The sequence below is a fragment of the Streptomyces murinus genome (genome assembly GCF_002154555.1).
Classification (GTDB): Bacteria; Actinomycetota; Actinomycetes; order Streptomycetales; family Streptomycetaceae; genus Streptomyces; species Streptomyces murinus.
The window spans coordinates 1-1,333 of sequence record NZ_MUNF01000528.1; the positions used below are offsets into that span (position 1 = coordinate 1).

Consider the following 1,333-nt stretch of genomic DNA (forward strand, 5'->3'; position numbering starts at 1 on the left):
CCCCCCCTTGTGAACAAGCCCCCGGCCTCCAGGAGCTGTATATGCATCTCGACCACTCCCACCACGGCCCCGCCGCCGTGAGCGCCGACGCCCACCGACCGGACGGAACGCGCCGTGCCCTGCGCATCGGGCTCGGCGGGCCCGTGGGATCCGGGAAGACCGCGACCGTGGCCGCGCTCTGCCGTCAGCTGCGGGACGAGCTGTCCCTCGCTGTCGTCACCAATGACATCTACACCCGCGAGGACGCCGAGTTCCTGCTGCGGGAGGCTGTGCTGCCGCCCGAGCGGATCACCGCCGTGGAGACGGGCGCCTGCCCGCACACCGCGATCCGGGACGACATCTCCGCCAACCTGGAGGCCGTCGAGGACCTGGAGGAGACCGTCGGCCCGCTCGACCTGATCCTGGTGGAGTCCGGCGGCGACAACCTCACCGCGACCTTCTCCAAGGGCCTGGTGGACGCGCAGATCTTCGTCATCGACGTGGCCGGCGGCGACGACATCCCGCGCAAGGGCGGACCCGGCGTCACCACCGCCGACCTGCTGATCGTCAACAAGACCGACCTCGCCCCCTACGTCGGCTCCGACCTCGCCCGGATGGCCGCCGACGCCAAGGCCCAGCGCGCCGAACTCCCCGTCGTCCTCCAGTCCCTGCGCGGCGAGGGCGGCGTCACCGAGGTGGCCGCCTGGGTCCGCGAACGGCTCACCGCGTGGACGTCATGACCCTCACCGACACCCGGATCGGGGCTCCGGGCGCGGCCCCGACCGGCGTTGGGACCGAGCTCCCGGGCACGGCCCCCGCCGGTGTCCGCGCCGATGCCCGGATCGTGGCCCGTGCCGATGGGCGTGGTGGTACCGCGCTGCCCGTGCTGGACGGCTCGGGCCCGCTGGCGGTGCGGCGTATCCGGGGGAGCGGGGCCGAGGCCCGGGTGATGGTCGTCGGTGCGATGAGCGGTCCCCTCGGTGGTGACCGGTTCACACTGGACGCCCAGGTGGAGGAGGGAGCCCGGCTGTGGCTCGGTTCCGCCGCGGCCACCCTCGCCCTGCCGGGCCAGGCACCCGGTGAGGCCCGCTACGACGTCCGGCTCGATGTGGCCGACGGCGCCGAACTGCACTGGCTGCCCGAGCAGTTGATCTCGGCCACCGGCAGCGACCTGCGCGTCACCACCCTCGCCGAACTCGCCGCCGATGCCCGGCTGGTGCTCCGTGAGGAGCAGGTGCTCGGACGGGCGGGGGAGCGGCCCGGTCTGCTCACCACCCGCCTCACCCTGCGCGTCGCCGGTCACACCGTCCTGGACCAGCAGCTGTCCTGCGGCCCCGGCGCCCCCGGTGGCTGG

At 74.0% G+C, this 1,333-nt stretch carries 2 protein-coding genes; both read left to right on the top strand.

Features of this window, described 5'->3' with window-relative positions; translation table 11 throughout:
* Window positions 1–41: 41 nt before the first annotated feature.
* Entirely contained in the window at window positions 42–719 is a 678-nt protein-coding gene (gene ureG / locus CCN72_RS28820; protein WP_086810857.1) for an urease accessory protein UreG, read from the top strand.
* Window positions 716–1,333: urease accessory protein UreD (locus CCN72_RS28825; RefSeq protein ID WP_143664229.1), on the top strand; the 618-nt coding region annotated here is incomplete at its 3' end. The genes ureG and CCN72_RS28825, both read left to right, overlap by 4 nt.

What these genes read in the sequence shown, in the direction of transcription:
- ureG (WP_086810857.1), top strand. Translation starts at nt 42, where the DNA reads ATGCATCTCGACCACTCCCACCACGGCCCCGCCGCCGTGAGCGCCGAC.